Source organism: Armatimonadia bacterium, from assembly GCA_039679385.1.
In the GTDB taxonomy this organism is placed as follows: domain Bacteria; phylum Armatimonadota; class Zipacnadia; order Zipacnadales; family JABUFB01; genus JAJFTQ01.
Window position 1 is genome coordinate 1 of the sequence record JBDKVB010000064.1, and the last position, 9,014, is coordinate 9,014.

At 66.1% G+C, this 9,014-nt stretch carries 4 protein-coding genes; 2 read left to right on the forward strand and 2 right to left on the reverse strand.

The annotated features are described in order from the left end of the window. Positions 1-2,762: beta-galactosidase (locus tag ABFE16_06310; GenBank protein ID MEN6344902.1), on the forward strand; the 2,762-nt coding region annotated here is incomplete at its 5' end. Positions 2,763-2,815: 53 nt separating this feature from the next. Next, the gene (locus tag ABFE16_06315) at positions 2,816-5,755 is read left to right on the forward strand and encodes a GxGYxYP domain-containing protein (GenBank protein MEN6344903.1); all 2,940 of its coding nucleotides are present in this window, start codon (positions 2,816-2,818) and stop codon (positions 5,753-5,755) included. A gap of 36 nt (positions 5,756-5,791) precedes the next feature. Here the strand turns inward: ABFE16_06315 and ABFE16_06320 are convergent, their stop codons facing one another. Continuing rightward, the gene (locus ABFE16_06320; protein ID MEN6344904.1) at positions 5,792-8,434 is read right to left on the reverse strand and encodes an alpha-amylase family protein; all 2,643 of its coding nucleotides are present in this window, start codon (positions 8,432-8,434) and stop codon (positions 5,792-5,794) included. 64 nt (positions 8,435-8,498) lie between these two features. Next, a partial coding sequence (locus ABFE16_06325; protein MEN6344905.1) for a hypothetical protein occupies positions 8,499-9,014 on the reverse strand: 516 nt, incomplete at its 5' end.

Consider the following 9,014-nt stretch of genomic DNA (forward strand, 5'->3'; position numbering starts at 1 on the left):
TCTCGCTCCCATGGTCTGAGTACGCGAGCTATCACTGCACGGAGATGCTAAGCGAGCAGGAACTCGCCGACTACCGCAAGTTCGAGGCCTCGATCGTCGCACCCGCCGAGCAGTTCGCCAAAGATCCCCCGCTCCGCGCCGCCGTCAAGCATCACAACGGTTCTGCTGCGGTGTTCATCAACGGCGTGCCCCGTCCAGCCGTCATGTACCGGGGTACCGTGGCCCCGGCCTCCGTCTACGGTCGCCGTCAGATCAGCAACTTCAGCGACGCGGGCATCCACCTGCAGTGCGTGTACACCACTCTCCTGAGCTGCTGGCGTGGCCCCGGCGAGTACGACTTCTCTGCCCTCGACACCCTCCTTCGCAGCTACCTGTCGGCAGATCCCGACGCCTACCTGCTGCTTCATATCCGCCTGCTGGCCCCGGAGTGGTGGATGAACGCCCACCCGGAGGAGTGGGTCCGCTACGCCACCTCCGACGACCTGGACAGCAGCGACGAGTCCTACCGGGTCAAGCGTGCCTCGCCTGCCTCGGCGCTCTGGTTGCAGGATGCCTCCGAGGCCTGGCGGGCCGCGATTCGCCATATCCAGTCTCAGCCCTGGGGCAAGCGCGTCCTTGGCTACCATGCCGGCTATGGCATCTACACCGAGTGGCACTACTTCGGAAGCTGGAGCGACCAGTACCCGGACACGAGCCCTGCCATGGCCCGCACCTTCCGCGCCTGGCTTCGCGACAAGTACACCACGGTCGACGCCCTCCGCAAAGCCTGGCGCGATGACGCAGTCACCTTCGAGAACGCCGCCGTCCCCGCGATGGCGGCGCGCAGGACGGCGACACTGGTGACACTGCGGGATCCGGCCCTTGAGCGCCCGGTGATCGACTACTATCACTGCCAGCAACAGGTCATCGCCGACGACATCGAGACCTTCGGGAAGATCGTCAAGGAGGAGACCGACGGGGGAGCCCTCTACGGGGTGTACTATGGCTACTTCTTCGGAGTTCGGCCCCAGGCGCAGGGCGGCCACCTCGCCCTGGAGCGCCTCCTCAAGTCACCCTACATCGACTATTTCGTTGCTCCCTACAGCTACTCCGATCGCCTCATGGGCCAGGACGGTCGTCTGCGCAGTCTCATCGCCGCCATCAACGCCGCGGGCAAGGTGCACTTCATCGAAGCCGACATCCGCACCTACCTACATCCGCGCCAGGAGCACGGACGCACGGACACTCTCGCCGAAACCCTTGCGGCCATCCGTCGCGAGTTCGGCACTTCGCTCATCGAGCACACGGGCTTCTGGTTCGTCGACTTCGGCCCGGAGGGGCGTGGTGGCTGGTTTGATCAACCGCAGATCATGGCCGAGGCGAAGGCGCTGCAGCAGGTCGCCACGAAGGCACTCGCCGAGCCGCACCGCAGTGCCGCCGAGATCGCCGTCGTCTGCGATCTGGAGAGCGGCTACCTGCTCAGCGATGCCGAGGGCATGTCGCAGGCCTACTCGACCACCGAGAAGGTTGGAACGGAGTTGTTCCATCTGGGGGCTCCGCTCGACTTCCTCCTGCTCAGCCAACTCGAGAGCCTCGACCTGTCGCGCTACAAGCTCCTGGTCTTTCTCAACACGACGCGCATGACTCCCTCCCAGGCGAAGCTCGTCGAGAGCCTCCGGCGGTCGGGCCGACACGCCACGGTCTTCCTCTGGGCTCCCGGGCTTTGCAGTCCCGAGAGCCTTTCGGTCGCCCAGGCGTCGCAGGTCACCGGGCTCAGCCTGTCGCTCACCAAGGGGTGGCTCCCGGCTGCGGTTGAACTCAGCGAACAGGGCGTGCAGCTTGCCCGGGGCATCGCTACCCGCACCGAGTACTCGATCCGTCCCGACCGCAGCACACCCGTCGCGGCCTTCGGCGACACCAGCAAGTGGCTCAACCCGCGCACGCCCGACCAGATGGAGAGTTACACGCTCTACGAGGTCAAGCCCATCGACCGCGGGATCGCCTGGAGCTTCGACACCCGCTACCCGTGGACGGACCTCCACTTTGGCGCCGAGATGCCCCCTGGTGACGGTGTGGGCTTCGAAGTCAAGCTCGACGGCAACTGCTCGCGCCTGGTGTTGCGCACGGTCATCAAGGATGCCAACCTGGCGGAGTTCCAGGCTGCTCCGGTGACCCTTGTCCCCGGCGACTGGCAGCGACTGAGCTACCCCCTGGCCGCCTTCACAAGCGCCCCTTGGTCGAAGCTGAAGCCGGAGAAGATCGCGCTGCCGCTCCGGGGGATGAAGTTCGTCCTGGATGGCACGAACGTCGCCGGCAGGTGTACCGTGTCCATGCGTGACCTCGCTGCGATATCCGGCCCTGTGTCGGCCACCCAGGTCTGCTCCTACGGCGACGGTCTCTTCACGCCGGCGCTGATTCCCGCTACAGACAGGGGACAGGTTCTCGGTCGTGTCGCAGGCGCGGGCGACCCGGCGATCCTCCTTACCGGCGAGGGACGAGCAAGCAGCCTCTTCTCCGCGGTACCCTATGTTCCACGGGAGCTCCTCTGTGGAATGGCTCGCCGCGCCGGTGTTCATCAGTACCTTGACGCACCCGGCGACGTACTGCGGGCCGACTCTCGCTTCCTGTGCCTCCATACGAAGGACGGCGGTCCGAGGAAGCTGAACCTGCCCTCAGCCTGTACCGTGCGCGATGCCTTCACCGGCAGCGTCCTCGGCAAGGGCACGTCCCTTGACCTTGACCTTCCGCCGAACTCCACGACCTTGCTGGAGTACGAGCCGTAGGCGCAGTCCTTCCTAGCCGGTTCCGTGACCGACCACCGCGGAGGTGTTCTGCCATGTCCCGCTGCCGTCTTGCTGTGCTGTCGGTGCTTGCAGGCCTGCTGTGTGTCTCCGCTTCCTGCGAGGTGACCGGGCTCGACGCCGCCACTCTGGGCGAGATCGCTGCTCCCGCCGAGCTGCCTTCCGGCAAGTACACGCTTATCCGCCTCTGGGAGGCAGAAGGCCCCGATATCAAGCACACTTCGGGTCGGGCTGTGAGCGATCGCGACGCCTCCGGTGGTCAGGCGTGGGAGGTGCTGCCCACCGAGGACGAGCCAGGCGCCGTGGCCTTCGGCCCTTACTTCGAGACGACCCCCGGTGACTACGTTGCCCTCTTCCGCGTCAAGGTCCTGAGCAACGAGACAGCCGAATCGGCGGCGGTCGTCGATGCCTGCACCGACTACGCCCAGAACATGCTGGCCTCCCGCGAGCTGTCTGCGGGTGACTTCCTCCCGAACCGCTACACTCGATGTGCTCTTGGGTTCCGCTACCAGCGGGGCAAGCTGGAGTGCCGGGTGAACTGGGACGGCTTCTATGGCCTGCGCATCGACTCCGTGGCCCTCTACCGCCTGGAGGGTGGGAGCGTTCTGCCGCCTGGACGCGTGAAGGAGGCCAAACCGAGCGGCGAGCCCAGGGATATCGACGTTGTCTCCGAGCCTCGGCCCTTCCCGGACCTCTTCCCGCGCTCGAACCCACCGGCGAAGGACCTTCTCGTCTGTGACCTGCGCAAGCAGCCCGCCGATCTGCGTCTGCTCATCGTCACGCTGCAGGGCTTGGTCAACCGCCAGACGCCGCGTCTGTACTGCCTGTCCCAGAGCACGGACCCGCAGTGGCTGCAGCACCTACAGGACCGCAAGTGGATCGAGTCGGCCACACCCGTCGCCAATCCGGAGGACCTTCTGACCCGCTTCCGCGACGTCTTCCGGGGCCTCATCGTCTACGACCCGCGCCTCCCGGCCTCAAAGAACGTAGCCACCATGCTCGCCTCGGTGCGGGACGGACTCGTGGCATCACCGCGACTCGCGAAGCGCCTGGGTCTTCCGGTGATCGAGGACCTGCAGGGCCGCTGGACTACCAGCGTCGACGCCTACCGTTGGGCTTTCGAGAACCTGTGGCCGCAGCTCAACCACCACGTCATCGCCTGCTCGTGGCCCGAGCATCTTGGCCTGCGTGATTACCTCGTTCAGAACCGCATCTTCATCTTCTGGATCTCCGGCGCCCTGGACGGAGCTCGCAAGTACGCCTCCCCGGATGCCGAGGTCCGCCTCATGGAAGAGCTGCTCGCCAAGATGCCCGTGAACATTCCCGTGATGAGCTACCCCTGGGCGGGTAAGGACGTCGGCATCGGTGAGGGCCCCGGCGTCAGTCTCTTCGCCGAGTTCGGCAAGTACCTGGTGGGCAGCATCGAGTGCTCCAACCTCTCTGTCCACTGCGGAGTGCGCGTCGCGAGCCTCAAGCAGAAACCCGCGCCGCCGGCACCTGACCTGCAGCCCAACAAGGTCTACGTCTCCTACATCATGTCGGACGGCGACAACCTCCCGGTGCTTACCGGCCACAACTTCCCGCAGCTATGGCAGGACCCGCTCCGAGGGCGCTTCCCGATTGGCTGGACGCTCTCACCGGCGGCCAGCGTGCTCATCCCCGACATCGTGGACTGGTACTACTCCAAGGCCGGGCCGAACGACCCCTTCCTGGGTGCAGTCTCCGGAGTGGGGTACACCTATCCCGACCTCTACGGGAAGCGATACCGCGATCGCCAGGCGGTCTATGACGGGTTCCTCGACCAGACCGCGGAGTACATGCAGCGCGCCGACCTCAAGTCTTGCTGGATCATGAACGCCATTCGGCCCGAGATCATCAGCCGCTACGCCGAGCGCATTCCCTTCCTGGAAGCGCTCTTCCCGGACTATGGCCGGCGCGTGCTCACACCTCGGGACATGGTGTACCCGACGGCCCGCAACGTTCCCGTCTTCCATGCCATCGGCGGCTGGCGCCAGGACGCCACTCGTGAGGAACGACTCAGCGAAGTCGTGGCCGAAGTCCGGCGCTTCACACCGACCCAGCGCCCGGCCTTCATGCACCTGTTCATCCTCAACTGGTTCGCCGACCTGCCCTTGCTCGAGCAGATCGTCACCGAACTGGGCCCCGACTACGTGTTCGTGCGGCCCGACCATCTCGCGACGCTCTACACGAGGTATCTGGCCGACCAGAAGCTCCTGGTGCGCTTCCCCGAAGTAGCTCTTGCGCTGCAGGGCCAGCCGCTGGTGCTTGAGGGTTCCGTGCGGAACGTCTCGCCGACACCTGTGGACTGCGCCCTTCAGGTCGCCGGTTTGGGGAGCCCACGCGTCACACCCGAGACAGTCACTCTCGCACCCTCGGAGGAGACGCGGCTTCGCGTGTCAGGGACGCCCGAGGCGTCGCAGGTCACCCTCAGCGTCATCGCAAAGGAGCGGAGGACCACGCACACCGTCCAGATTCGCCAGGTGGACGCGGGCGAACTCGCCGACGAGCTGCCAAAGCTGGGCGGCCTCATACCCGGTCCTTTCCTGGAGGCCCGGCAACTGGCACACGTGACGGGGAGCGACAAGCAGGTGGAAGGCGCAACCGGACTCGCACGCCTCGCAGAGAAGGGCGCGGACGAACCGGGCCACATGCTCTATGGGCCCTATGCGACCCTGGAGAAGGGGAGGTACCTGGTCCTGTTCCGCCTCAAGCGCACTGGCGAGGGCACCGGGACGCTGGTCGAACTGGACACCTGCGTCGGCGGCGGGACGCCCCAGACCGGCCTTCGCCGTGTGGACTGCTCCGAGGCCCCACTGGGTACCTGGCGGTGCTTTGCCCTGGTGATGGATCACCCGGGCGGCGCCTACGAGACGCGCTCGCTCTGGCCGGGCAACGCCTCGGTGGCGATAGACTGGGTCGGCCTGTGGTCCATCCGCCCGACTGACGAGAACTGAGCCAGGCATGTGGATGGTCCCACGTGCGGGTACCACTCACTCTCCCAGGCGCTCGAGGCGCAGGTTGTCCAGGTAGAAGTCTCCGGCGGATTCGGCTGTGCCGACGAAGTACACGCTGTTGCACAGGAAGAACCAGTCCGTGGCGTAGGGAAGGTCAGACCACCTCTGGGCCTCGCCGCCGGCGGGCTTCACTGTGAGGCTGTAGCCGGGCTTGTCGGTGCCCAGCACATACTCGATCGTCACATGGCACCAGGTGCTCGGCAGGAGCTTGGTCAGGTCGCCACGGCCCGAGGCCCAGAGGGTCCCATCACCGTCAAACCGCACACAGGGCCCGGCGCCCTTGCCCTCGTAGCGCACCTCGATCAGGCACTTCGCTCCCGGGTCCACGCGTAGGTCGAAGGACAGGACACTGCGGCCCTTGCGGTAGGCGGCGACGGAACGGTGGAAGTAGGGCCAGAAACTGGAGTCTGGCGCATCGGTGAGCTTCAGGCACCGGGTGCCCGAGGCAGCGGCCTGGTCCGTCACCGCAATGGCGGTCGCACCCTTGACCTCCGACGCCCAGGGCTTGCCGGGCGCTTTGCCCACGGGCAGACCCTCGAAGTCCTCCGAAAACAGCACTCCTCCTTGCTCGGCCTCAGGGTGCCAGGCGATCGCTTGCTGTGGGGCGTCACCGGGCAGCATGCCGGGAGCCTCCGCAATGTCCGTCTGCAGGATCACCGCGGCATGAGTCGGGAGCATTCCCACCGTGAGTTCCAGCCGTCCGTCTGCGTAGCTGCTGCGCACGGTCGACAGCGCCGGAACCACACTGACCGCCTTCGGTGCGGAGGCCAGGGGCAGCGTCAGCCGGACGTTGCGCAGAACCGGATTCGGGTCGGTGTAGTCTGGGGCATCCACGTCCAGGGTCTGCCCCTGAGCGCGAGTGCTGAGGTCCAGCAGGTGTGCGACGATCTGGCCCGGCTTGCGTCGCAGGCGGCAGATCACCGGGGCATCACCCGCACCGTCCACAGCGTAGGAAGGACCCTTGCCCAGCTTACGCAAGGCCGCCGCGAGGAGACCCTCATCGGGATACAGGACGCGACCCGCGGCGAGGTACGCGACAGTTCCCTTGCCCACTGAGTGCGTGGTGAGAGCCGGACGCCCGTCGGCGAAGCCGGCCAGGATCTGCGCTCCGGCAGTCCGCACACCGGGGACGCCGACGACATACTGACGCGTTCCCAGGTCCAGCGCCTTTGGCTGTGCGTCGGCCGGTTCAGTCCTCGACAGTCCCAGGAAGGCGGCGACCTGCGGGTCCTCCTCCGCCGAATCACCTCGCAGACCCATGCCGGTAACCAATACCGCACCGCCGCTCTCAGCGAAGCTGCGAAGGTCGGCCAGCGTCTCGGCGGACACGTGTCTGGCTCCGGGAACGACCACCACCTGATAGGGCGTAAGGTGCTGTCTGAGCGTTTCCTCGTTCACGATATCCGCGGTGTAGCGCGCCTCGATCAGTGACCGGGCCGCACTGCAGGCTGGGCCGTCGTAGCCCGTCTCGCCACCACGCTGCCAGCTCGCCTCGGCATCCAGCACCGCAACACTCGACAGCGACACCGATGGTCCCAGGGCGGCCTTGCGATCCTGGAGGAAGTCCGCCATCCACCGCGTCGTCTCGATGCCCTGTGGCGGAACCTGACCGGCACTGAAGGTCCAGGCGAACCAGACGCCGCCGGAGGAGATGGTGAGAGCACCCTCCTGGAGGGTGCGCTGGAAGGAGTAGTCATGGCGCAGGGAGCGGCCATCGGGCACCTGGTAGCTCATGATGTCCCAGGGGACCTTCTGCTGCGCTCCCCAGCGGGCAGTGGTCAGCAGTACCTGCTTGAGGTTCCAGGCGTCGCCGCTCAGGGTGTCCACGAAATCCGGTGTGGGCTCAGGACTCCAGGCCCAGGACCAGTTGCTGGTGTAGAGAGCCTTCGGACTGGCCTCGTGAATGGCCTCGGCCACGAGGCGCCGGTACTCCTGGTAGCGCGAGTAGTGCCAGGCCGTCCATCTGCCCCAGTCGGGTGAGCTCTGGTCACGTGGCGCTTCGGTCCCGGTCTCCGCCTTCCATGCCGCCAGGCAGCGCGGGCACCAGCAGGGACGAGTCAGGATGTAGTCGCCGTCGAACCAGAAGCCCTCCGGGTCATACTTGGCGATGATCTCGCGGATCTGCGGCAGGAACCGCTCGTACAGGTATCCCTTGTGATCGGCGTTGGGGCGCTGGCAGACGACCGGCTCGCCGTTGAGTACCGGCTTGCCGTCGGCGCCGATCTGGAACCACTCGGGATGCAACTTGAAGTCCATGGGACGCCGGTCCACGGACATGTAGACGCACAGCTTGCTGCCCAGACGACGGGTGACTTCCTTGAAGGTGCCTAGCGTGTCGTAGGGATCGGGATTGCGCAGCCCGACCTCCGTGGGGTAGGTGGCGTAGCCGTTGCTCTGCGCCGAGACCTGGATCATGTCACAGGCGATCGTGCCGAAGGCCGCGGTCAGGTCATCCACGCTCTGGCCCTGTCCCAGCGCGCCCGAGTGGTTGTCGCAGTGGATGTTCAGCAGCGAGTCCCGGTACCAGGCATTGCGAGGTTCCGCCGGGGCGTCCTGACCGTAGGCGAGAGTCGCGAGCATCAGCGTCAGCGCACACAGAACGGGGCCTATCGGGTGCATGGGAGGTTCTCCCCCTAGTTGGTCGGTTCTGAAGAGCAGTCGCAGTCTCAACCCCTGGCGGGCACTACCATGCCGGATGCGGGATCTTCGCAGCGTCCGGATACGGCACCCCGTAGCCCTTGATCGACGCCCAGAGGAGCCGGTTGAAGGTGTCCTCATCGCACTCATCCACCTCGTCGAGGGGCAGCGCCTCCGAGACCTTTGCCCAGTGCAGGGCTTCGCCGCTAAGTGATGCCTTGGTCGGGTTCATCTCATCGAGCGGGATGAGGTTGGGCACCGCGACGAAAGGAGTGAAGTTGGGCTTGTCCGTGAAGCACGCCGTCATCGGTGTGGCCCTGGCGTCGATCTGGTTCATCGGCGGCAACCCGAGGATCTGCTCGATGGTGCGGATCATGCTCGTCTGGTTGTAGTTGGTGCTCACGACACGACCACCCATCCGGGAGTAGGCGCTGGCGACAAGACCGACGGTGCGGTGACCGTCCACGTGGTCGACGCCGGCCTGCGGATCATCCTCGGTGATGAATACGACCGTGTCCCTCCAGAACCGGCTGCGCGAGAGCGCCTCCAGGATGCGACCGAC

What these genes read in the sequence shown, in the direction of transcription:
- ABFE16_06315 (MEN6344903.1), top strand. Translation starts at nt 2,816, where the DNA reads ATGTCCCGCTGCCGTCTTGCTGTGCTGTCGGTGCTTGCAGGCCTGCTG.
- ABFE16_06320 (MEN6344904.1), bottom strand. Translation starts at nt 8,434, where the DNA reads ATGCACCCGATAGGCCCCGTTCTGTGTGCGCTGACGCTGATGCTCGCG.